Below are 23,173 nucleotides of genomic sequence, written 5' to 3'. Positions count from 1 at the left end.
CAGAATTAGTCAAGCCGAAACCACTACGTCCCTTAATTATTGAAGCGCATTTTTGATTTAATTTCTTGCGAATCCAATTTGAATAATAAAAGTTCTATACCACCGTAATATCGATTTGTTATTCCCAAAGGTGTCATACCCAATCGCTGAGTGACTTTAACCGAAGCATGATTTTCTGGTTTCACCACCGCATAAATTTCTGATAACTGTAAAAAATTAAATCCGTAATTAATTATTTCCCTTGCAGCTTCGGTTGCATAGCCTTTACCCCAGGAAGCTTTTCTTAAATGCCAGCCAACTTCATAATCTTGTGTAGGTTTACTTTTGGTATCAGGTAATTGCTTAAGTAGAATCGTTCCTACAACTATTTTTGATTCCTTTTCTACAATAGCCCAAGCTCCGGTTGCGGTATTATTGCTTTGCTTGTAGCGTTCGATTGCAGCTTCTAAACTCCGACGCTGGGTTTCAATACTTGCTTCAGTTTTGCCAGTACCGATAAAGCGCATCACTTGTGCATCACCGTAAATTGCAAAAGCTTGTTCCGCATCAATTTCGGGAATCCATCTACGGATAATTAAGCGTTCGGTTTCGAGTAATGATGTCATTTAACAACTTGTTCCTTATCTCTGGCAAGGAATACAGAATTGTAGGCAGAGCTTCCAGTATACTTTTATTCTAGGTTGGGTTAAGCCAGCGCAACCCAACATTTTAAGCTAGATATTTCAATAGATGTAATAAAAATGACCTATGTGTTGGGTTACGACACGATAACCATCTTATAAATTTAAAGCTTAGATGTTTGCTTACCGAATTCATAAAATCCTAAGCTATCTCAGAAGCCATTTCTCTCTCGCTAACGGCTAATAAAACAATTTTTTTCGTCTGTAGAATATTCTATCATCTAACTGAACCATTAAAATAAACTATGGAAAAAACTCCTTAGGATATTTTTTTGCTCTGCAATATTAATGTTGGGTTACGACACGATATAGCGGTTTTCAGTTGAGTTCAATACACTCGAAACCTCACCCCGTCCTTTGGACACCCCTCTCCTTATTAAGGAGAGGGGACGGGGGTGAGGTCGAATTTGTATTGCATCCAAGTGAAAAGTGCTATATATAAAATATCGTTTAAATCAAAATTAATTTTCATGTCTAACCCAAACTACAAACTTGTGTCTGCGGTTTTTTAATTATTCTAATATTGGTGGTGCGTGACGGTAAATTCCAATAATTTCGTTATGGTTGGGGAATAATCTTAACCGTCACAGCACCCTACAATTACCAATTACCAATTACAAATTACAAATTCTTCTCAACTTTGGCAACTTCCAACATTGTTTTCAATACAGAATCGGGATTCAAACTAATTGAATCAATCCCTTCTTCTACTAAAAATTGAGCAAATTCTGGATAATCACTTGGTGCTTGTCCGCAAATTCCAATTTTGCGGTTATGCTTTTTCACGGATTGAATTGCTAACTTCACCATCCTTTTCACACCTTCACTACGCTCGTCAAATAACCTTGCTACTAGCGAAGAATCTCGATCCAAACCCAAAGTTAACTGAGTTAAATCGTTGGAACCAATAGAAAAACCATCAAAAACTTGAGCAAATTCCTCAGCCATAATGACGTTATTTGGTAGCTCGCACATTACATAAACCTGCAAATTATTAACGCCTTGCTCCAAGCCATTTTTTGCCATTTCTTTTATTACCAAACCTCCTTCGTCAGGAGTTCGACAAAAAGGAATCATGGGAATTAAATTAGTCAAACCCATTTCTTCCCTTACTCTTTTAATAGCTTGACACTCCAACGCAAAACCTTCACGATAGCGTTCGTCGTAATAACGCGCTGCTCCCCGCCAACCCAACATCGGATTTTCTTCGTTGGGTTCAAACTGCCTTCCCCCTAACAAATTCGCATATTCATTACTTTTAAAATCCGACATCCTGACAATTACCGGCTTTGGATAAAATGCCGCTGTAATTCTCGCAATTCCTTGAGCTAATTTATCAACAAAATATGCTGGTTTATCTTCGTAAAGTGCTGTTACCTTAGCAATTTGTCCCTTAACAAACTCATCCTCCAACTTATCAAAATAAAGCAAAGCCATCGGATGAATTTGAATTTGATTGGCAATTATAAATTCAGTTCTCGCCAACCCCACACCATCATTAGGAATAGTAGATAAGCGAAATGCTTCTTGAGGATTCCCTACATTCATTAAAATTTGCGTTTGGGTGCGAGGTACATCTTCTAACTGCACTTCTTCTACTTCAAAAGGCAATAATCCTTGATAAACCTTACCTTCCTCGCCTTCCGCACAAGAAACCGTTATTTCTTGCGAAGTTTTCAACACCTCCGTGGCATTATCGCATCCCACAATTGCCGGTACGCCCAACTCTCGGGCAATAATTGCAGCATGGCAAGTTCTACCACCCGAATTAGTTACAATCGCACCGGCTTTTTTCATAATCGGTTCCCAATCGGGATCGGTTCTATCCGTTACCAGTATTTCCCCAGCTTGAAACTGTTCTATTTGGCTAACATCTGCAATTACTCGTGCTTTGCCGTTACTGATGGCTTCACCGACAGCACGCCCGGTGGTGAGGGGGAGAGAGGGGGAAGAAGGGGAAGAGTGGGGAGAGGGGGTAGAAATATTCTCCTTGTCTCCTTGTCTCTTATTCTCTACAAACTTATAGCTCCGCAGAACATTGCTCAACTTCTGCGACTGTACCGTTTCTGGACGGGCTTGAACGATAAATAATTCATTGGTAATCCCATCTTTCGCCCATTCCATATCCATCGGTGTATATTTCCCGTGGACGTTGGAATAATGATCTTCTATTAAGCAAGCCCAACGCGCTAGCTGCAATATATCTTCGTCGTTTAAAGCAAATTTTGCTCTTTGGGCAGCAGGCACCGACACATTCTTAACGTTCTTTGAGCCGTCATCGTAAATCATTTTGATTTCTTTACTACCCAATCTCTTATCGATAATTGGGCGATATCCCGATATCAAAGTTGGCTTAAAAACATGATATTCATCGGGATTAACTGAACCTTGAACTACGTTTTCCCCCAAACCATAAGCAGCCGTAATCAAAGCCGCATCCTTAAAACCACTTTCGGTTTCGATGGAAAACATCACTCCCGAAGTAGCTAAATCCGAGCGCACCATTTTTTGCACTCCCACCGCGATCGCAACTTCAAAATGGTCAAATCCTTTTGTATGTCGATAGGAAATTGCTCTATCTGTAAACAGCGAAGCAAAACAACGATGAGTAGCTGCTAAAACTTCTTCAGCTGTAGTTACATTAAGATAAGTTTCTTGCTGCCCTGCAAAACTAGCATCTGGTAAATCTTCTGCTGTTGCACTCGAACGCACTGCCACATCGGTATCGGTGTTATACCGCTCGCACAATTTTTTATATGATTTAGCGATCGCATCCCTAAAATCCCTAGGGAATGGAGTATGGAGCAATAATTTCCGCGCTTTTCTGGCTCGTATGCGTAGATTTTGCAAATCATCTACATCCAAATCATTAAAAAGATTTCGCAGTTTTTCTTCTAAACCCGCAGACTGAATAAAATAACGATAAGCATAAGCAGTCGTAGCAAAACCAGTCGGAACATTAACTCCTCTGCTTGCCAACTGTCCAATCATTTCCCCCAAAGACGCATTTTTACCGCCGACTATAGGAATATCATTAATACCGATGTCATCAAACCACAGCACAAGTGCTTGCTCTTTGGAGGATTCGCGAGTATTTTTGTTCGCGACTTCATTCATAACTATTTTCCTCCCCTGGAAAGATGTAAGAATATTCATTTATTTAGCTTCGTTAGGACAGCAATACCAGCCTCTAACATCTGACTAGCGCAAGTTTCCAACCACCATAACAAAAAAAAATTAAGTTAGGGGTTATACAGGCTAACAGAAATTAAAGAGAGAAGTTGGCGGTGAAATAGTTGATGTAAACTATTTCACCCGAAGGGGGAGATGTTCTTCCCGCCAAACTTCGGGGCTGGCAAATAAAAGGCTCACAAAAAGCCATTCTTTACTCTCTAGGGGAGTTTGAAATATTTTATGCTACAAAAATATTTTCAGGTTCAGACTAGATGATCCTTAGTTTAAATTCGCAGGCAGCGTTACTCCTGTGTCGGGAGAGGGGGAGAGGGTGAAGAAAACAAGAAATTTGTGTATGTAATCTGAAGGCGGGAAGAAATTAGCTTAATTACCTTCTGACAAAAAAAGCAGAGGAGCAACTGCGGTAATCCCGCCTTTACTCTTCGCTCCTTCAAAAATACAGCTATTAACTTGACGTTATCTTCATAAAAAGATAAAATGCATAACCACTAAAATCAAATCTATTTACTTGTTTTTATCCAATTCAATATTGGAATCCCGCAAAATGAAGACAGCACACCCATAATGGAAGCCATAATCAAACCGTTGGCGGTTTCAGATGACTGCGGAAAGGACGTGCTGGCTTTTAGGTTTTCGTATCAAAACAAATTTGGACGGGTTTTTTTAGATTAAAAACAGAGATTCTATAACTGTTGCCAGTATTGAATATAATTTCGTTCAGTTCTTGCACCCACAATCTAGCTCACGAATTTAAAAATTTAGTCGTTTTCCCACACCTCTCTACCAATCAAATCCGCTATACGATCGCGCAGTAGAAATTCACATTTTTCTAACTCGCACTCAATACAAACCCACTCTCTTGCGGGTATGTATTGACATAAGGTATATATCGGCTGTTGTCGGCTAACTACTCCCTTTTGAACTAATCGCCGTGCTTCATCCTGAATCACGTCTAAAGAGTAATTGATAGAAGGCACCGTATTCACACTCATAATTGCCACTCGCTATTTTACACGTAAGTATTATTCCCAGATTTGACCACAAACGAACATGGTTAAAAACCAATTCGCTACTATTTTTTGTAATTTGCTATACGGAACTAATTTCATTTTGACGCTATAAAACCTCAAATAATATAAAGATATGTTAAGAATGTCATTAATTCATGACATAACCTTTAAAACTCTTAAACAAGATAAATATAGGTAGTAAATAAAACATTTTCATCGTTTTAATACATCGTATTTTATGAACGGAATGTTAAACACTCTTAAGCAGTTGAAACTATACATAAGGCGGTATTTGTAAGCTTATAAATGGGCATTTAAACTGAATAATTAATCTATAGCAATGATTCAGGTTGAATACATCTGCCTAAAGGAGAACAAGCAAAAAAATATCAAACCGATCCAAATGTATAATCTATCGCTTTGTATAAAAGCTAAGTTACAACAAAAAAGCAAGAGTTTTACTAGCTGTTAATAATTTCTTAAACAGATAAATAATTGCTTAGTTAAGTAAGGCACTAGCTATTAGAAAAACGTCTCGGATAAAAAGCTGTAACAACTCGCAGATAGTTATAAATTCTGTTAGGCATTGCACCAGTGATTGTGCATTAGCTTGAGCGATTTTTCTTCTTTGCGTAAGCAGTGATATTAACACGTTGAATAAGTATAATCAATGACTCTTAAGTCGTTTGTTAAATCCCATTAACTTACGTAAATCATTGGATGAACGATTGTTAACTTTAGTAAAGGGGATAAAAATTCTTGATGATAAGTCTTCAGAACAATGTATGATATTAGATTTTGAGAAACAAGGCATTCGCGTGTTATGGGCTAAGCCTTCACGATTTAATCCAATTAAACGAATTTAAAGAAGGCATATATCGAATTTTTTGAAAGCTAGTTTTCTAGGGATTAAATCTAAAATCCTTGTAGACTCAAAATTTGCTCCCCGTACAATTTAGAAGTTGATCCCAGTATTGAACCGTAATAGGAACATCTTGCTTTTGATTAAAAAATACCAGTTGTGTACCTCGTTTATATTGATGTCGCAGAGCAGCAACAAGAGCCTAGACAAAATGAAACAGACGCGAGGGCGATCGCGTCTGCTTGGGGATTTGGCTAAATTTTGATTAAGAAAAAGTAATCGCCATGTTCTCCTACTAATTAGTTGCTAAGTTTCAATCAGATTGCTGATTTTCTTGAAATTCTGACTTTTGTCGATCTTTAATTTGATTCAAAAGTGATAATACTTTGTTGCCTCTTTCAATAGAGCGATCCTCTAAAAAAATAACTTCTGGAGTACGACGCAAGCGGACTCGGGAGCCAAGTTCGCTGCGAACGTAACCAGTAGCCGATTTTAACCCAGCCATTGTTTCTTCTCTAGCTTCATCGGTACCATAAATAGAAACGTAGATTTTAGCGTGTTGTAAATCGCCAGATACGTCTACATCAGTAACGCTAACCATTCCCGTACCGACTCTATCGTCTTTAATCCCATTGAGTAACATTTGGCTGACTTCCCGTCTAATTAATTCAGCAACACGGGAAACGCGGCGATTAGTAGCCATAAAAATAGCCTCCTAGCAGAGGTTTTACTACACAAAAATAGGTAAATAGCAAAGCGGGGGTTTAACCCCCACTCAAATCTAGTCTACCTTGACTAAATTGTACTTAAACCAAGCATTGCACGCAGGGTAAAAGAAACAAAAACGAGAATACCCACTAGCAAACTTATAAAAGCTATTAAGGTGGCAGGGCGTTTAAATACTGGTTCTATCCAACCAAAGGCATTCAAAAATACACCTAATAGAGTAGTTATAAAGTAGCGGGGGTAGCGAAAGACATTATCCCAAAAACCATCAAACATCTTTTTTTTAGAGAGTATTTTTATGAACTAGAGTTTTTTTGATGTACTTACTGTTATTAGATTGTAATCCAATAAGAAGTTAATTATCCCACTTAATATAAGATTATATAGTTTGTGATTTTTTATTACTCCTTACAAGCGAGCGATTTGTTTTAGTTTAATGGTAAGTCAAATCTCTAAACAAGCTTTCCCGCGCCCCTTTCTCAAGTGGGCTGGTGGAAAAAGTAAATTGATTCCGCAAATTCGTATTTATTTACCCGAAGCACAAACTTATAAGAATTATTATGAGCCGTTTTTAGGTGGAGGTGCAGTTTTTTTCCATCTCCAGCCATACGCAGCTATGTTAACTGATGTCAACTCGGAACTGATTGATACTTATAATTGTGTAAAAAACAATTTAGAAGAATTAATTAGTTTGCTCAAAATACATGAAAACAATCATAGTAAAGAGTATTATTACAGTCTGCGTCAAACATTAGTAAAAACTGATTTAGAAAAAGCGGCACGTTTAATTTATTTGAATAAAACTTGCTTCAATGGTCTTTATCGAGTTAATTCCAAGGGACAATTTAACGTACCTTTGGGTAGATATAAAAATCCCAAAATCTGTCCCATAGAGTTATTATATTCGGCTTGTGAAACATTGCAGTTAGCACAAATTAGACAAGCTGACTTCTCAGAGGTTTTGGATTACGCCACAAGCAGCGATGATTTTGTATTTTTTGACCCTCCCTATCATCCCATAAGCAGTACCAGCTACTTTACCGCTTACAGCCGTAATTCTTTTACAAAAGATGACCAGATACGTTTGAGAGATACCTGTGCGGAATTAGCAAGCCGGGGTGTCAAAATTATGGTGTGTAATTCCGATTGCCAATTTATCAAGGAACTGTATACAGAAATCAATTTCAAGATATTTCCTATCAAAGCGCCGCGAGTTATTAACTCAAATATCAAAAATCGCGGCACTATTCACGAATTATTAATCACTTCTTATTAAATATTAATATTCTGAAGAGGCAACGTCGATTTTTGTATTGAATTTATGCAGGAAGGTTTCTTTTTAATATAGCAATCCTAGACTATTCGTAAAAAAAACATACCGATCAATATATACAACTTTAGTAAGAGTATCTTGCTCCTACAGAGCGGACGTGTTACCAAGACAGTATCACTTATAATTTGACGAATTATTTAGGACTGCTATATCAAAGATATTAATACATTAATTCAGGTTATTTTTTGCAGGAGTTCATAGGTGGATTTACAACAATTACAGGTATTTGAACAATTTGCGGATAATGTAGATTTTGCTTTTTGGGTTTGTTCTCCTGACGTAACCGAGTATTACTACATGAGTCCTGGGTATGAGAAAATTTGGGGTAGGACTGTCGCTTCACTTATAGAAAATCCTCACTCATTTCTAGAAGCGGTTCATCCAGATGATGTCGAGCGTGTTACCCAAGCTGCAATAGGCAAAGAACCGTGGAACATGGATGAAGAATATCGCGTAATTCGCCCAGACGGCACTATCCGTTGGGTACGCGACCGAACTTATCCTATTTATGACGATCAAGGTAATATTTATCGTATGGCAGGCACTGCTGAAGATATTACCGAGCGCAAACAAGAATTAAAAGATTTAAATCAAAGCTTGGAGCAGTTTAAACAGTTTGTAGATAATGCTGATATTGTATTTTTAGTATGGGATATTGAAATTACAAAATTTTTATATATTAGCCCTAGTTACGAAAAAATTTGGGGTCGAAGTTGTGATTCACTTTACAAAGAACCTCGTTCTTTCTTAGAAGCTTTACATCCTGAGGATATTCCTCCTGTAATTGCGGCTATGAAAAATAATCCAACATCTATAGATGGGGAATATCGTATTATCCTGCCTAACGGTACAATGCGTTGGATTCGCGAGCGCACTTTTCCGAACAAGGATGAAAATGGACGGGTTAATGGGATAGTAGGCGTTGCTGAAGATATCACTCACCGTAAGCAAGCAGAAGAAGAAACCTACAAAGCACTGCAAAGAGAACAAGAGTTGAGTAATGCCAAATCTGAATTTATTGCGACAATATCCCATGAAATTCGCACGCCTCTATCAGTAATCCAATCCTCAGCCGATATTTTGCACCATAATATAGATAAATTGACGAATGAGAAAAAGCAAAAGCATTTTCAAAAAGTGAACTCATCCGTTCAAAGGATTGCATCAATCGTTGAAGACTTATTGATAATTGCCGAAGATGAAGCCGGTTCTTTACAATTTCAACCAACAGAGGTTGATGTTGTTCAACTGTGCCAAGAAATTATTAACACAATTGTTAATTACAACAATCGCCGTATTAATTTCAAAGTATCGGGGAATGCCACATCCAGTTCGATGCTCGACGCTAAACTTATCCATCACATATTAGTTAACCTGCTTGAAAACGCACTAAAGTATTCTCAGCCAGATACAAAGATAGAGTTGGAACTAAGTTTATTGTCTAATCAAATCAAATTCCGCGTTCAAGACCAAGGTATTGGTATCCCTACAGAAAATTTGTCTCATATTTTCAACTCGTTTTACCGAGCTAAAAATGTAGAGACGAAACCCGGTACGGGATTAGGGCTATCTATTGTTAAGCGCTGCGTTGATATACATCATGGTGGAATTGCAGTTAATAGCTCTGTTGGGAAAGGAACTATTTTCACCGTAACTTTGCCAAGAGAAATATGATCTCATCAAAATATTTAGTTTTGCGGCGTTGCAGTAACATCAAAGATATCTACTAGACCAAGCAATAAATCTTTCTAAACTCTGCACCGCCAATAAATTATGGTTATCGCGTTCTCGTTCCCGCAGCCATTTAATTGCTCCATCTCTCATTCCATCTCCACCAATAACTACTATCGCTGGTGCAGGGTAAGAATATTGAATATTCAAATTCAAATAGGGAAATTTTTCATCCACCGAACCCCCGCTTTCCTGCCATTTGCACTCAATAATTAAACCAGATGGCATCCGAGGTAAACCAACGATATAGAAGTCTACATAAATATCAGTTTGATAAATACCGCTGCCGATAAAAACCTGTTTCCCATAGCGCTTTGGCAATAGAATGGAGTTTAAAAGTAATTCTCGTTTTTGCTTCTTCGGTACTTGAGAACATACTTGAAAAAATCCATATGCTCTGAGGGTGGTTTCTACATGATTTTCTAAAATCTCACCCGCTTTCTGTGCGCGCATACCCCGAAGTTTTGTCATTCTCTGCAACCTTTGCCACTACTCCCGCTTCTTCTATGATTAAACAGAAATAGTACTTTATTATGTGTTGCTTAATATGTCGTTTTAATTTGAAATGCGTCTTTGATATTTTGATAAATAAGAAGTTACAATAACATGGTACTAATGTATTTTATGGTACTAAAGTATTAGCATTTATAGATTTATATATGTCATCCAATTAACTTACAAACAATGAAAACATTTTGAAAAAAGTAGTAATCAAGTTAATAAACTCAGTAGAGGCTCCCTATTTATCTCCTCACAAATCAACAAGCGATTAAAGTGATTTTTGCTCGTATTTGTGAGGGATGTTTCGAGTACTTTCACTGTTTGAATAGTTTTGGAATTCATTGATAGCAAATGCAATTTCCTGTAAAGGTGTTAAAAGCTTGGAAAGGTAGATGTTGTTATTAACCAAGAATTTAACTTGCTTTAATTTCAGTATTACCGTTACGGATAGACCATGCCATTTCTAGTAACTTAGTCCAACGCTTTTGTAGCTGCTTAGGAGTACACTTGAGTTCTTTGGCGATGGCTTGGTCGTTTTGCTTGGCGCTTTTGAGTTGCAACATATGACGTTGCTGTTCGGAAAGTTGACTGACAAAAGCATCCCATTGACTAGAAGACATGCCTAATTTCTGTTCTAAACTTGCACCCAACCACTGGTGTACTAATTGCCAGTTGTGGGTACGCGCAAACTTTTCTACATGGTACTTAAAGCGCTGTTGTAGATAATCGCGCTGACGGCTAGTTAGACCGAGTATTCTGTCAATCTCCGGAGCGCTGAGGTCTTGTAATTTCAAGGATAGATAATCTACGCAATCACTTTGACCTTGAGCTTGCAAGTAATTTACCAACTCAGAAACAACTCTATCCCGTTCTGCTTCTTCGGCTGGATCGTAAGTGTTTTGTGCAACCATCTGCGATCGCACTTGTTGAACGGCAGAGCTACGTTGGTAAGATTCAGCATCTTCGGATTTGGCAGATTCTAAAGCCATTTCCATATCAACGGTAGTTTCTTGAGGCAAACGACGGCTAAAGCCTTGAGCGCGAAGTATGATTAGCTGTTGGTTAGCGTTACCTGGCAAGGAAATACGACGCTTGGCATACTGTTCGGTAAATGCCATGTATTCGCCTAATTGCAAGCGAGTCCGGGGGGTATAGTCTTGAGGTAATTCGTTTTCCCGACGGAAGGCTTTAATTGCTTCGATGTAGAATGCTTGGAGAAAATCTTCAATCAAGTTGTAACGAGCATCAAAACCCAACTGGCAGCCGGGGAGACTGATGTGGCGGTAAACCATAGAGCCAAGGGTACTATGTAATTCAACCCTACCGCGTCTGGAACCTAGTTGATAGTAATGCAAACACTTTTGCAAACGATGCCGCGCTAAACTGAATAACCAAGATTTAACTTGTCCGGATGTTTGAATGCGGTAGCTTTTTTCGCAAATACGCTCTACTTCTTTAGCTATGCGGGTGGCGACAACTTGAATAGTAGCGGGTGTAGCTTTAACCTGAGATTCTAACTCTTGACATATCTGCTGAACTAATGCATTGTTATTATCCTGCGATTGTACATTTGCAGTTTCGTTTTCGTTTTCAACTTCAGTGGTAGATGTGGAAGAAGGTAGATTCGCAATGTTTGTTTTCATCATTTTTTAGGATTGGTACTGCACCGTAAGGGTTACGGAGTCAGTCTGGGGGGCACTCGTCTTAAAGCTCTATCCTTCAAGAGTCGCCATCAGCACTGCTCACATTTATGAATGTAAGAAATATCCGCAGGTTCCGGATATGCTGGTGTGTCGCTTTCTTCGAGTTTCTTGAAATAGCGACTGTCACACTCCTAAGTATAAATACTCTAAAATGCTTAAAAGCCTTATGAGTTAAAGCTTTGCTACATGGTACCTCTACCAACATTTTAGCTTGATGAATGTGACAATTCTAGAATTGGAGTATCAAAATTAGCGAAAAATACAAATTCAATGACAAATCTTTTTTTAGTTCCCAGCATATTAAAGCATCTTCATAAACAAAGCGCTTTTGTACTATTCATATTTGTATTAGTCGCCGATCTAAAATCCTCACATCCACCCTTCAACTTCTTCCCAACCCAACCCCTTACGTACAACTGTTGGCTGTTCTTCAGTCAAATCCAAGATAGTGGAGACTTGTACACCAGGTTCTTTGCCAGTATCTATGATTACATCTACTAATCCTTCCATCCGGTCAAATAGCTCTATCCGGGATAAAGGTTCTTGTTCTAGCCATGCATTTTCATCTTCGTCATCGGGGGGGATACGTGCCGAAGTTGAAATTATTGGATTGCCCAAAGCTTCTAATAATGACAAACAAACCGGATTATCGGGAACTCTAATCCCAGTAGTTTTACGTTTTGGGTTTTGTACCAGTCGAGGTACCAATTTTGTAGCGGGAAGCAAAAACGTATAAGTTCCTGGAATCAAGTGCTTCATAATTCGATAAGCTGCATTATTAACAAAAGCATAAGTAGCAACGTTTGAAAGAGAAGGGCATAAAAATGTTAGTGGTTTTTCATTCGCTAACTGCTTTATTTGTCGCACCCGTTGCACTGCCGACTTAACGCTCAAATCGCAGCCTATTGCGTAGACTGTATCGGTGGGGTAAAGCATCACCGCACCGCTTTGTAGCGCTCCCTTAATTTCTTCTATTCGACGAATCTGTGGATTATCAGGATGGAGTGTAAAAATTTTTGCCATGAAAGGAAAATTAAAACATGTAATAAATGGATTCAAAAGTCAAAATTCATTTTAGATTTCTAGTTAAAAATCTTTTAAAAGCCAATTGTTCGCTACTAAATGTTTGACGTAATCATGAGTAAAATTGTTTATTTTCAATGTCCGACTGGAATTTCTGGTGACATGTGTTTGGGGGCTTTAGTAAACCTGGGAGTAAGTCTGGAATACTTAGTTGAGAATCTCAATAAGTTAGGAATTGAGCAAGAGTATAAGTTATGGGCAGAATTTGTCACCCGCAAAAGTCAGCAAGCAGTAATGGTTCATGTAGATTTAATCAAGAATCACCATCACCATCACCAAAGACATTTACCAGAGATTGAGCAAATTATTCAAACAGCGGATTTGCCTCCAAGGGTTGAAGCCTGGAGCTTGGCAATATTCCGACAGTTAGCAGTCGCAGAAGGTGCGGTACACGGTATTTCTCCAGAAAAAGTCCATTTCCATGAAGTTGGTGCCGTGGATGCCATTGTGGATGTTGTCGGTACTTGTTTGGGTTTGGATTGGTTGGGTATTGACAGCAATAGTGAAGGATTACCTTTACTATACTGCTCTAAGCTGCCGACTGGCGGAGGAACTGTAGGCGCTGCTCATGGAATTATGGCTGTACCCGTACCAGCAGTCTTAAAATTGTGGGAAATGCGGAAATGTCCGGTTTATAGCAACGGTATTGAAAAAGAATTAGTAACACCTACAGGTGCGGCAATTGTAACGACTCTGGCAACAGAATTCGGTTCCCCACCCGACATGAATCTGGAAAAAGTAGGTATGGGTGCGGGTAATAAAAATTTTAAAATACCAAATATTTTACGTATTTGGTTGGGTGAAACGGCAGAATCAGAAAATAGCAAAAAAGATAAAAATAAAGGTATCAAGCATAAAATCACCCACGAAGAAACTAAACATAATAGTGAGTTAGTCAATCAACAACATCAAGATAGTACTAGTCCTTATTTGGAAAATATTTCGGTTTTAGAAACTCAGATAGATGATATTAGTCCGCAAGCAATAGGTTATATATTTGAAGAGTTATTTGCTGTGGGAGCGGTGGATGTTTTTACCCAAGCTGTAGGCATGAAAAAAAATCGTCCAGGAGTTTTATTAACTGTAATTTGTCATTCAGAACAGTTAACTGAATGTGAAACGATTTTATTTCGAGAAACTACTACTTTAGGAATTCGCCGTTTTAGTCAACAACGTTCTGTATTACAAAGAGAAATTCAACAGCTAGAAACTGAATATGGCAAAGTTAGAGTCAAAGTAGCGTGGATAGGAACTTTACAAAATAAATCAATTACAAACGTTCATCCGGAATATGCAGACTGTGCTGAATTAGCACGAAAATATAATATCCCCTGGCAAGAAATTCACAGGCTAGCATTACAGACTTGGTATTCAAAAAATTAGATATAGGGTGTGCAACGTAAATCGCCCAATTATATTCCCTATAATTTCAAACAAAAATAAGGTAAGTAACATATACTTACCCCATTTCAAATTAATTCAATACCTGAATACCTTAATTAAAGACTTTTATTAATCAACTGCATCTCTAATGGTTCTTTGTACTGCATTACCAGCATCTTCAGCAGCACGTTGAGTACCTAATTTAGCATCTCTAGCAGCACGCTGGGTGCTTAATTTAGCATCTTCAGCAGCATCACCTGCGGCGTTAGTAATACTATCTAATGCATCAGAAGTGTTTTCTTTAATATTCTTAATTCCTCGCTTAGTTCCTTCAGCAAAGTTTTCAGCATTATCTTGTGCTTTATCTGCTGCGTACTTTCCGGTTTCTTTGATATTTTTACCTAAATCTTGCAAATTTTCTGCTTTTTTATCCAAAGTGCGACGAGTATTACCTGTTAAGCTACCAGATTGATCGATGACATTCACTTCTGCATTATCTTTCAAACCTTTAGCTTTCATTTTTGCAGCAGCTTCAGCACCTTTACTTCTAGGATCTACATCGCTATATTGATTCATTCCTCCTTCATAGGTAGAATCGGGGCTTTTTGCTGAAACAGAACTACAAGCTTGGGTAACAAACAGCAATATTCCCAATGCAAAAGCAGTTAGAATTTGCTTAATCTGAATTTTCTTTAGTGCAGAAAATAATTTATTCATGGTTTACTCCTTTTTTTACTGTCTTGATTAGTTGACTAAGTTATAATGAAAAATAATCAAAATTAAACTTTTATTTGCTTAATATTCAACATTGATTATTCCAGATTATTTTTTGCAATCTTCTTTATTTTTTCAACAGTCAAATTGATTTGCCTAATGCTGAATTCATTATTTACATTTAGTAGCTGATTCTTAGGCTTTATACTTCAAATAGCTTAAATTTGCTTTACAAATTGGAGTATATTCAACCGATTAAACTCTTTATTCCATAGGCATTGTGGCTGAACAATATTGGCATCCATTAAAAGCTATACTTTTTATAAACAACAATATATTCGCCAAAAAAGTTTTATCAATCTTAAACGAATCGCAAAGTGTGAAACTTCTGAGATATCGCAAATTTTTAATCTGGTTAAAACAGCGTAGAAAACTTATCGCAGCTAATGGAAACAAAGCAGATGATGCTTTAAATATGTAAAGCTGGGCAAGTAATAGCTTCTTACTGGAGAAGATTGCAAAAATAAATTATCAGTTACCAACTTTACAGGAAAAAAAGGCATAGCTTCTCTAACGGAAGTCTTATTCTTGGAAGATATTTAAATAAATATTTCTCTTACCTTAGAGAGATATGAGTCTAAGCAATCCCTAGTTCAGCAAATTGTGTCGGCAAAATTTTTGCTTACAATACGTAAATATTTAGTTATAAAATTATATTATTTAAAATCTATCTAAAGGTGGATTTATTGGATAAAGTTTACCAAAGATTAGAAATGATATCGCTATTAGAAAAATATGCCGTTTAGTTTTTTTGTTATTGGGACTTACGCAAACTACATATTTTGTTGTAGGGTGCTTGTACACTGACTAATTCTGCACGCAATAATGAGGCAATGAGTGTACGGCACCATCCGAGTCTTGTGACAATTGCGTAACTCCTGGTTGTTTAACGTCAATTTAGATATTATTATTAGTTTAAATTATTAACTATTAGACTATTAATTCCAAAAACCCTTATGTCTTAAAATCAGTAAGTCGATTTTTTGATCGAACTTGTTCCCTTTATTCAAAAGCAAGTAATATAAAGTACTATTTTTCAAAATGAGGTGCCTATAATCGTTAATAAAATAAACCTAAATTAAAAATTTAAAAATGAATATTGAAAATTTTGGATAAAGTTACCAGAAAAACTTGGGCTTATGGTCGATTTAACATATTATTTGTTGTGTTCGCCTTTTTGAAAAACTTTATCAGCAAAATTACAGTAATGATTAAGCAAGTTTTGCGCTGGCTGCTTTTAGGTGGAACGTTGTTTTTTTTGGCAACAGCTTTAAGAAATAATTGGCAAGAAGTTGCAGCTATTCGTATTGATGCTGCTGGATGGGCAATTTTGGCTACTGCCACTGGCGCAACTTTACTAGCGCATATTTGGGCTGGATGGGTATGGACTTGGATCTTAAAAGATTTTAATCACTCAGCAAGCTCCGTAAGATTAATTCAAGCTTATCTAAAAACAAATATAGCCAAATATTTACCAGGTAATGTAGGACATTATATTGGAAGAATTATGGCTGCAAAAGATTTAAGAGTTAGTACCAGCGCAGCAACTATAAGCGTACTACTCGAACCATTATTAATGGCAGCAGCAGCTTTAATCATTGCGATCTTATGCAGCCAGTTTACTTTGATGCAGAGTTCTATTGTTTTACTAATTGGTCAAATATTAGGATTAATCGTAGCGCTTTGTATACTTCATCCATTGTTTCTTAATCCAGTAATCCGTTTTGTACATCGTCAGAAAAATAAAAAATCTCAAGCTGGCAATATTAGCAGCGTTTCTTTAGGCATGAGTCGTTACCCACTAATACCTTTGCTTGGGGAATTAGGATTTTTGCTATTTCGTGCGTCTGGCTTTATTTTAACTTTATATGCAATAGCTCCAATCAATTTAAGTCAAATTCCTCTAATAATAGGAGGATTTAGCTTAGCTTGGCTTTTAGGTTTGATTATTCCAGGTGCCCCTGGTGGTTTAGGAATCTTTGAAGTAACTGCAATAGCTCTTTTACAGCAGTTTTTTCCTATAGCGCTCATTATCAGTGCTAGTGTTTTGTATCGTTTAATCAGCATTGTTTCTGAAACTGCTGCTGCTGTTCTTGCTTGGTTTGACGAAAGATTTCTCTAAAATTATTTTACAATTATCAATTTGGTATATGTTTACATATAAAAGTATCAGTATTTATTCTTTACCATGTAATTTTAACTGAGAAAATACTCTATAAGTATCCAAATTCGTTTTTTCTTGATTTTGGGCTGATTGCTCTTTCATTTTGATTAAATTATATTCGACATTTTCTGCATATATTGCAAAAGTAATGTTGAATATTTCAATAAAATTAATGACCCAATCACATTCTTCTTCCTGAAAATTTTCGTAATAATTAATGATATTAGCAATACGCATTTCGAGATGACGACGCGAATGTTTGCTAATCAAAACTATTTTCAGAAGGGCAATTACTAAAGTTAGGGGATTACCCTGAGAAAGCAATAAAATAAATAGCTGTGAAGGTTCTTTGCCATTTTCTGATATCAAACAATCAATGATTTTATTGCTAGTTCTTAGTAATAAGTTTTTGTCAATAGCTACTTGGTCGTAATCTATTTTCCATCGGAACAGCTTTTCAGATAGTTTCTGTTCTAATGTCTCGATAAATCCTTGATGATTTATCGAATATATCAAGTATTTCAACAAGCTGTGTTTAAATTCGTGTAAACTTTGGTTTCGAGTCTGTTTTACGAAAATATTAGCAATATTTTCATAGCTAAATACACCTTTTCTAACAACAATTACCTTTATTAAACGTAAAACTTCATCACCTAAAATACTAGGATTGCGGTAACGGTTAATATTAGAAGCAGCAGATTGAGATCGAGCAATATACATTGCTAGCTCAAATTTAAACTTATCTTTTAGTTGTTTAGAAAGACGTTTTGCTGCTTGTTGCTGTTCTTTAGGGTTATTTTTATCTGTAGACTGAGCTAGTAATAGATAAGAGCTATAGCGCTTTGTCCAATGCAGCTTACTTTTTTCTTCGTGTCTAATCGCAAATAAATTTAGCTCTTGACAATCCTTACTATTAATAAAATTATCTAACCAAGCTCTAAAAATATTAATTTTTCTAGAACAGCTTGAACTATTTTTGGGTTTATATTCTGCAAATGAGTCAATTAACTTTTGTATATATTTGTATTTTCGACGATTTTCCCAATTATTAATAAGTATATAACAAGTCCGTTTAAGAGTATTGCGAAACTCCGGTTCGTTACTACCGACAAATATCTGGTATATTCCTAGCTCAGAATTTGAATTAGCTGAATCTAAACAATTGATGAATAAATCTTTAAATTCTTGCAAAACATCTTCTGGTTCTTGGGTTTGAACAATTTCTAGAAAAAAGCTATAAACTTTCTCTTGTGCAACTTGCACATCTAATCCTCTATCATTCAAATCAAGAAGATGCTTTTTACCCTGTATACTTGGTAAGCTATCAACAATCATGTTATGGTTCTCAAGACCCAAAAGTCTCCTGAAGGCAGTTATTACTAGCTTATCCTTCACAAACAGGAGCATCAATCGATTGTTTAAAACTTAAGTATTATTTTCACATAAATTTGATATTTTTATGACGGCGGGGTAAAAATATTGCATCTAATTGTGTAATTACCGAAGTTAATAATTAAAAATTATACTGGACTCGACCATATCCTTAATTATTTAATTCTTTTGGAATTATTAAAATCAGGAAAATATAGGTTTCGGTGTAGAGCTAGTATTCTTTTTCATTAATTTTGACGAGTAAGGATGGCGAGGGGAAGAATAATTTCTGATGTTTTCCGTATACCCCTCAGAATTAATGAAATTTACTAATAGATGCATTTCCAACCAGGCGAATGGTTGAATTGCCTAAAAATATTTTTACCTGTCTTTTTATTAAGTATTTATTGGCTATCAATCAAAATTTAGTCCCGAAAGCAACAACTTTCGGGACGGCAATCAAACTATACATTACTAGTGGGGGTGGAGGGACTTGAACCCTCACGACTTTATAAGGTCAACGGATTTTCATTCTCCCGCAACTTTCGCTACTGCCTTAAAAAATCTCAATTATTAAGGCTTTGAGAATTGGACTCTCCCTTCACCCTCGACTTAACAAATAATCAAATAATTATCTGCTATTACGTTAGGGTAGCTCCCGTCGAGTCTCTGCACCTTCCGAACTGTTAAACATAATAGATTAACGTAATCATTCGGCTTGGCTCAGGATTGCCATGTCTTCTACAAGATTTAGGTTTCCCTGAGTTTGAGAGCATCCACTTGAAGAATTTCTTCAGCAAGGCTCAACTTTTTAAGTCCGTAGCGTCTACCATTCCGCCACACCCCCATTTGTTTGGGGAATTTGTAGATATTTGCTTGTTGTTCAAATATCTCCTCATATATTTGACCATTAATTACGTAATTTGTCCAACATTTTTCAAATTTTTTTTTTCACAACGTCTTTTTACTCAATTTTTTCGTTCTGTACCTAGCTTGTGACAAGCAATAGAAGATTTGAGTTCTAAAAAAATCAATACAACGCTATTTGAAAACAGAAATCTTACTTTGCGGCAATCTTAATGAACACAAGCCTGTAGCTGTCTGCTGCGGCTGCAATGAATTACAAACCTAGATTTTTGGTAGAATACTAAATGTGGCTGTAATCCTAATAAAATGCTTGAATGCAGCCTACAAATACAGAAGAATATTTTTTATTCACCTGCCAGTCCGTGAGGCACACGGCTTAAAAGCTCAGCTAATGTCCTTGTAGAGGTGTCGCTGAGAAGCCTAAACTAATGAAGCGATTTAAATTAGTGTAGGTATGTCACAGATTCAACCCAAATAGCGACTCACTCCTAACAGATGCTACAAAATCTACTTGATTATTTGCAGAACTTACAGATCGAGACTGCGATTGTACCTTTAACTTACTTAGGCTTAGCAGTTTCCTATTTGCTAGTAATTCCGGTTATTGTGTTGACCTATATGAAGTTTCGCTGGTATTCAGTTAGTTCTTTTGAACGGGGCTTTATGTATTTTCTAGTATTTTTGTTCTTCCCAGGCTTGTTACTGCTATCCCCGTTTGTTAATTTCAGACCTAGACGAAGACAAATTGAAGTTTAATCAGTTTGACTATTTTCCGCAAGAACTCCCGCGATTTCTCGCAGGGATGAATTGCGGACAGCCGTTCATGCTAAAATCAAGATCTGAGTAGAACACTACTCGCAATCGCGATAACCAAGGGTTTAAACAACTATACTCCTTGGGATACAGGGATTCTGCCTGCGGACACTGAGTAAAACTCATATGTGGAAAGCATCGCGAACAGCATCGGCGGATTGATCGGGAAGCCCCCGAGTTATCGGAGGGCATGTTAGTTGTAAAGGCATGGGCATATTAACAAATGCGACGCATTGACGCTATCGGAATTGTATTTGGCGTTTTTGTTTTGGGTGGTCTGGCTTATGTGGTTCTTCAAATCGCTGGCTTGAATGACTTAAGCGCTGGCATCTGGAGCCAAGTTTTGTTGGTAACAGGTTTGATCGGCTGGTTATTTAGCTATATTTTCCGTGCAGTAGGAAACAAAATGACTTACCATCAGCAGCGAGAAGAATACGAAAAAGCATTCTTGCAAAATCAATTAGATCGACTTTCCCCAGAACAAAAAGATAAACTTCTAGCTGAAATAGAACAAAAAGAAGGAACTTAGCAATTGAAACGGCTCTGAGCCAATAGATTTAGGTAAAAAGATAGTTCTTTATGTTTGCGACTGTTCGCTTAGTTATAATCGCTCTATTTTCTATCTCAAAATCAATTTCCTACAGTATGTCGAAATCGTGAAGGAAATTAGAATAATAAGTTGGAATGATTAAAAGTTGAATTTATTTTCTAACCAGACAGCGTTATATACCAAAAGTGAGTCGATCTCAACTTATGCTCGAAACCTCAACTTGTCCGGATTCTATTAATATCTTCAGTTCTTTTGATAATAATATATAATAGCGCATATTATTATTCCTTATAGTTAGCCTTTGCATATTGAGTTACGGTTAAGATTTTTTCTTATAGGCGGTAAATAAATTTGCCATAATCTGAGGGAATGCTTCGCAAAATGAACCTCATTCAAGCCTAAATATTTGCTAAATTTCTCCTTTGAGGATACAAAGGGATTTTCATAAAAATTGAACAATTGCTAAGCTAATAAGAGAATTCGTAAGATTATTGAATACATATAAGTCTAATTTATGGTCTAAAGCTGATTATTATTTATACAGGTATTTTTATTGCTAGCAAAATATAATTTCTGCAAAACAGCTATTCCTAAAGAAATTGCTTAATATTCATGGAAGCCCGTAATTCTAAAGCATAATTTGGGGTTGTTATGAATTAAATATACTTTTATTACTAATGTTGATAGCAATAAAAAACTATATAAAAGATGCATAACAATAATGCTTGATTCGACTGTCTGTAGTAGACAATTTCACCGATATGATCTTGAATATATAAAGCTATTGCCAGTGAGATAAAATCAACTGGCTCAGAACTATTATATTTTTGCTACACAAGTCAAGTCGATTAAGGTATAAATAATGAGTGTGAGAGAGTGTAAATTATCAATGATTTTAATTTTGTCGCGTTATAGGGGCAAATGTTATGAGTGAAAGTATGGCATTTATTGGTGGGGTTGCAGTAGCTGGACTAGCAGCTCTTTTGTTATTGAAGGGTTCGGGTAATTCCTTAACACCAAATTTTAATAGCCCGCAAGTGCAATCCCCTGTAGTCGCACAACCCTATATGGCTCAACCTGGTACTTATCCTGGCGGCTTGCCAGTATACCCCAATCAGATTCCTCCAAGTTCCGATATGCCGGAATTACGGACGCAGTTAGAACGTCAAAAAAATCAACTTGATGTGCTTCAACGGGAAAATGACCAGTTGAAGAATCAAAATCAGCAGTTTCAATCTCAAGTTCAAGCCTACTATCAATCGCACTTAAGCGCCCAACAAAACCAGAATTCGGCTCAACAAGCTGCTTTACAACAGCCTCAAGAACCTTGGTGGTCATCTGGAATACTTTGGGCTGTAGGAGGTATGGCACTTACAGTTGGCGGCGGTATTGTGGTAGCCGGAGTTTCTGCTTTATTTTCTCAGAAACAGCGCCCTACTCGAACGGTACAGGTTATTCATCCTTATAATGGTTCGGGAAATACCATATCTACTCCAGTACGTCGTGCTGAATTCTTACCTCCTCGTTCGGAAAGACGTATGGAAGCACCTGAATACGACGATACTTATTAATGAATAGCGCTGCGATCGTAACAGATGCAGCGCAACTTGTTTTTTACACAACTATATTTATATTTACGTTTATTAGCTTTTATAGTTAAATTAGATTTCGTATTTTTAATTACGAGAATAAAGAATATTGCGATGATTCTATCGGCAATGCTGTTGCTCTGCTGGTACAGCTTTGCCATGAAAAAAACAAAGAACGCTGAAAATCTTTCAATTCAATCTAAACTGAATAAAAAATAAATTTGAATTAATGGTCTTATACCTAAAATATTGCTAATTCAAGCTAGCAACAGCTTTTTGCCGATGATATCTACATGCAATGCTTGTTTAGCTTAATTCTACTGCACTTGACTTTTAAAGGTTTTGGTCTAATACGCAGATCGCTTCGATAACATGTGTAAGCGAATATCGGCTGGAATATTTGCTATGGAAAATAAACAGTTATCGGTATTTTCTTCGCAAATTTAGATATGTAAAGTTTATTAACCTTTAAATTTAAGATTGTCTTCAGTGATAACTGAAATAAATAATCAAAAAATACACAATAGCCTTAAATAAAAATAGACACTTTATGAACCGTCTATATTACAAAATACACTTAAGAATAAGTGTATCTATTTATTAAAAGTATAATAACAACAGTACAAATTGATTTACTTAAACATTAATCGAACATCAATTTCAATGATACAAATGTTATATTAGTTACATTTGGCTATATACTTTGAATTTTATCATAATTTATCAAAATTATAAGCGAAGCGTTTTATCAAAAGTCAATATTGAAGGGCTACATTTTTATTGACTACCAACTTTACTTACCTATTCAACCCATATATGTTTGTTTCAGGATAATTTA

Annotated in this window: 17 protein-coding genes; 7 read left to right on the top strand and 10 right to left on the bottom strand. The window is 36.5% G+C overall.

Translation table 11 applies throughout. The features are described from left to right. Positions 1 to 32: 32 nt before the first annotated feature. The 5 genes from RIV7116_RS22660 to RIV7116_RS22640 all read right to left on the bottom strand — a co-directional run bounded on the left by RIV7116_RS22660 (position 33) and on the right by RIV7116_RS22640 (position 6,749). Positions 33 to 605 carry a GNAT family N-acetyltransferase gene (locus RIV7116_RS22660; protein WP_015120656.1) on the bottom strand — a complete coding sequence of 191 codons (573 nt, stop codon included), beginning with the start codon at positions 603 to 605 and terminating at the stop codon, positions 33 to 35. A gap of 696 nt (positions 606 to 1,301) precedes the next feature. Further along, entirely contained in the window at positions 1,302 to 3,797 is a 2,496-nt protein-coding gene (gene ppsA / locus RIV7116_RS22655) for a phosphoenolpyruvate synthase (RefSeq protein ID WP_015120655.1), read from the bottom strand. 836 nt (positions 3,798 to 4,633) lie between these two features. Further along, a complete protein-coding gene (locus RIV7116_RS22650) occupies positions 4,634 to 4,867 on the bottom strand; it encodes a DUF4327 family protein (protein WP_015120654.1) in 234 nt (77 codons plus the stop codon). 1,193 nt (positions 4,868 to 6,060) lie between these two features. Continuing rightward, positions 6,061 to 6,450, bottom strand: a complete 390-nt coding sequence (gene rbfA / locus RIV7116_RS22645; RefSeq protein ID WP_015120653.1) for a 30S ribosome-binding factor RbfA — start codon at positions 6,448 to 6,450, stop codon at positions 6,061 to 6,063. Between the two features lie 92 nt (positions 6,451 to 6,542). Then, entirely contained in the window at positions 6,543 to 6,749 is a 207-nt protein-coding gene (locus RIV7116_RS22640) for a DUF751 family protein (protein WP_015120652.1), read from the bottom strand. Between the two features lie 160 nt (positions 6,750 to 6,909). On the opposite strand from RIV7116_RS22640, the gene RIV7116_RS22635 reads away from it, so the two are divergent. Continuing rightward, the gene (locus RIV7116_RS22635) at positions 6,910 to 7,749 is read left to right on the top strand and encodes a DNA adenine methylase (protein WP_015120651.1); all 840 of its coding nucleotides are present in this window, start codon (positions 6,910 to 6,912) and stop codon (positions 7,747 to 7,749) included. Between the two features lie 258 nt (positions 7,750 to 8,007). Then, positions 8,008 to 9,480, top strand: coding sequence for a PAS domain-containing sensor histidine kinase (locus RIV7116_RS22630; RefSeq protein ID WP_015120650.1), 1,473 nt, complete (start codon positions 8,008 to 8,010; stop codon positions 9,478 to 9,480). Between the two features lie 39 nt (positions 9,481 to 9,519). Here the strand turns inward: RIV7116_RS22630 and RIV7116_RS22625 are convergent, their stop codons facing one another. From RIV7116_RS22625 to RIV7116_RS22615, 3 genes are all read right to left on the bottom strand, one after another. Continuing rightward, positions 9,520 to 10,008 carry a PD-(D/E)XK nuclease superfamily protein gene (locus RIV7116_RS22625; RefSeq protein ID WP_015120649.1) on the bottom strand — a complete coding sequence of 163 codons (489 nt, stop codon included), beginning with the start codon at positions 10,006 to 10,008 and terminating at the stop codon, positions 9,520 to 9,522. 443 nt (positions 10,009 to 10,451) lie between these two features. Then, a complete protein-coding gene (locus RIV7116_RS22620) occupies positions 10,452 to 11,681 on the bottom strand; it encodes a HetZ-related protein (protein WP_044292211.1) in 1,230 nt (409 codons plus the stop codon). 429 nt (positions 11,682 to 12,110) lie between these two features. Then, positions 12,111 to 12,764, bottom strand: coding sequence for an L-threonylcarbamoyladenylate synthase (locus tag RIV7116_RS22615; RefSeq protein WP_015120647.1), 654 nt, complete (start codon positions 12,762 to 12,764; stop codon positions 12,111 to 12,113). A gap of 114 nt (positions 12,765 to 12,878) precedes the next feature. On the opposite strand from RIV7116_RS22615, the gene larC reads away from it, so the two are divergent. Further along, positions 12,879 to 14,207, top strand: coding sequence for a nickel pincer cofactor biosynthesis protein LarC (gene larC / locus RIV7116_RS22610; protein WP_044291130.1), 1,329 nt, complete (start codon positions 12,879 to 12,881; stop codon positions 14,205 to 14,207). Positions 14,208 to 14,336: 129 nt separating this feature from the next. Here larC and RIV7116_RS22605 read toward each other — a convergent pair whose 3' ends face one another. Beyond that, entirely contained in the window at positions 14,337 to 14,924 is a 588-nt protein-coding gene (locus tag RIV7116_RS22605) for a DUF6658 family protein (protein WP_015120645.1), read from the bottom strand. 1,264 nt (positions 14,925 to 16,188) lie between these two features. On the opposite strand from RIV7116_RS22605, the gene RIV7116_RS22595 reads away from it, so the two are divergent. Then, positions 16,189 to 17,103 (top strand): lysylphosphatidylglycerol synthase domain-containing protein, encoded by a 915-nt coding sequence (locus RIV7116_RS22595; protein ID WP_015120644.1) that lies wholly within the window; start codon positions 16,189 to 16,191, stop codon positions 17,101 to 17,103. A 54-nt stretch (positions 17,104 to 17,157) separates the two neighbouring features. Here RIV7116_RS22595 and RIV7116_RS22590 read toward each other — a convergent pair whose 3' ends face one another. After that, complete coding sequence (locus RIV7116_RS22590) at positions 17,158 to 18,480, bottom strand: hypothetical protein (protein WP_015120643.1); 1,323 nt, start codon at positions 18,478 to 18,480, stop codon at positions 17,158 to 17,160. A gap of 1,398 nt (positions 18,481 to 19,878) precedes the next feature. On the opposite strand from RIV7116_RS22590, the gene RIV7116_RS35145 reads away from it, so the two are divergent. The 3 genes from RIV7116_RS35145 to RIV7116_RS22580 all read left to right on the top strand — a co-directional run bounded on the left by RIV7116_RS35145 (position 19,879) and on the right by RIV7116_RS22580 (position 22,317). Further along, complete coding sequence (locus RIV7116_RS35145; RefSeq protein WP_015120642.1) at positions 19,879 to 20,139, top strand: NAD(P)H-quinone oxidoreductase subunit L; 261 nt, start codon at positions 19,879 to 19,881, stop codon at positions 20,137 to 20,139. A gap of 280 nt (positions 20,140 to 20,419) precedes the next feature. Next, positions 20,420 to 20,725, top strand: a complete 306-nt coding sequence (locus RIV7116_RS22585) for a DUF3007 family protein (protein WP_015120641.1) — start codon at positions 20,420 to 20,422, stop codon at positions 20,723 to 20,725. 947 nt (positions 20,726 to 21,672) lie between these two features. After that, positions 21,673 to 22,317, top strand: a complete 645-nt coding sequence (locus RIV7116_RS22580) for a hypothetical protein (protein ID WP_015120640.1) — start codon at positions 21,673 to 21,675, stop codon at positions 22,315 to 22,317. Positions 22,318 to 23,173: the final 856 nt, after the last annotated feature.

This window comes from Rivularia sp. PCC 7116, from assembly GCF_000316665.1.
GTDB lineage: Bacteria > Cyanobacteriota > Cyanobacteriia > Cyanobacteriales > Nostocaceae > Rivularia.
This window is presented reverse-complemented; position numbering and strand designations above follow the sequence as displayed.

Bases quoted from the DNA above. Each gene is read 5' to 3' on its own strand.
- RIV7116_RS22640 (WP_015120652.1), bottom strand. From the start codon at position 6,749: ATGTTTGATGGTTTTTGGGATAATGTCTTTCGCTACCCCCGCTACTTT.
- RIV7116_RS22615 (WP_015120647.1), bottom strand. From the start codon at position 12,764: ATGGCAAAAATTTTTACACTCCATCCTGATAATCCACAGATTCGTCGA.
- RIV7116_RS35145 (WP_015120642.1), top strand. From the start codon at position 19,879: ATGCTACAAAATCTACTTGATTATTTGCAGAACTTACAGATCGAGACT.
- RIV7116_RS22625 (WP_015120649.1), bottom strand. From the start codon at position 10,008: ATGACAAAACTTCGGGGTATGCGCGCACAGAAAGCGGGTGAGATTTTA.
- RIV7116_RS22585 (WP_015120641.1), top strand. From the start codon at position 20,420: ATGCGACGCATTGACGCTATCGGAATTGTATTTGGCGTTTTTGTTTTG.
- rbfA (WP_015120653.1), bottom strand. From the start codon at position 6,450: ATGGCTACTAATCGCCGCGTTTCCCGTGTTGCTGAATTAATTAGACGG.
- RIV7116_RS22595 (WP_015120644.1), top strand. From the start codon at position 16,189: ATGATTAAGCAAGTTTTGCGCTGGCTGCTTTTAGGTGGAACGTTGTTT.
- ppsA (WP_015120655.1), bottom strand. From the start codon at position 3,797: ATGAATGAAGTCGCGAACAAAAATACTCGCGAATCCTCCAAAGAGCAA.
- RIV7116_RS22650 (WP_015120654.1), bottom strand. From the start codon at position 4,867: ATGAGTGTGAATACGGTGCCTTCTATCAATTACTCTTTAGACGTGATT.
- RIV7116_RS22605 (WP_015120645.1), bottom strand. From the start codon at position 14,924: ATGAATAAATTATTTTCTGCACTAAAGAAAATTCAGATTAAGCAAATT.
- RIV7116_RS22580 (WP_015120640.1), top strand. From the start codon at position 21,673: ATGAGTGAAAGTATGGCATTTATTGGTGGGGTTGCAGTAGCTGGACTA.
- larC (WP_044291130.1), top strand. From the start codon at position 12,879: ATGAGTAAAATTGTTTATTTTCAATGTCCGACTGGAATTTCTGGTGAC.
- RIV7116_RS22620 (WP_044292211.1), bottom strand. From the start codon at position 11,681: ATGAAAACAAACATTGCGAATCTACCTTCTTCCACATCTACCACTGAA.
- RIV7116_RS22590 (WP_015120643.1), bottom strand. From the start codon at position 18,480: ATGATTGTTGATAGCTTACCAAGTATACAGGGTAAAAAGCATCTTCTT.
- RIV7116_RS22635 (WP_015120651.1), top strand. From the start codon at position 6,910: ATGGTAAGTCAAATCTCTAAACAAGCTTTCCCGCGCCCCTTTCTCAAG.
- RIV7116_RS22660 (WP_015120656.1), bottom strand. From the start codon at position 605: ATGACATCATTACTCGAAACCGAACGCTTAATTATCCGTAGATGGATT.